The 511-nt window shown below is 60.3% G+C and carries 1 pseudogene; it reads left to right on the top strand.

Annotated elements, in window-relative coordinates:
* Positions 1 to 511 (top strand): annotated as a pseudogene (locus KUA11_RS16990) (biotin/lipoyl-binding protein); the annotation flags it as partial.

Raw genomic sequence — 511 nt, 5'->3', positions numbered from 1 at the left:
AGTGCTGGCAGGTCTTCTGGTTTTCGCCTTTCTGGGACACCGCGCCAAAAAATCCGGCTCCGGGCGTCATCATGCTTCGGCCGACGCCTCCTCCGCGCAACCTGTTGCGGTGGAAAGCGTGAAAACAGGCGACATGCCGGTCGTGCTGACGGAACTGGGCACAGTTGTCCCCATCACCAACGTCACTGTTCAGACGCGCGTTGAGGGGTATCTGATGGACGTCAAGTTCACGGAAGGGCAGCACGTCCACCAGGGCGATCTGCTGGCCGTGATCGACCCCCGCCCCTACGAAGTCGCACTGCGACAATATGAAGGCCAGCTGGCGCAGGACAAGGCGCAGTTGGAAAAGGCCCGCGTGGACAACGGCCGCTATCAGAAGCTCATTCGACAGGACAGCGTCGCAGCCATGACGGCACGTGACCAGCAGTTCACCGTAGAGCAGCTCGAAGGCACGGTAAAAACCGATCAGGCGCTGGTGGACACACAGAAGCTTCAACTCACCTACTGCCAC

This window comes from Acetobacter estunensis, from assembly GCF_019083805.1.
In the GTDB taxonomy this organism is placed as follows: domain Bacteria; phylum Pseudomonadota; class Alphaproteobacteria; order Acetobacterales; family Acetobacteraceae; genus Acetobacter; species Acetobacter estunensis_A.
The sequence above is the reverse complement of the archived record's forward strand: the minus strand, read 5'-3'. Positions and strand labels throughout refer to the sequence as shown.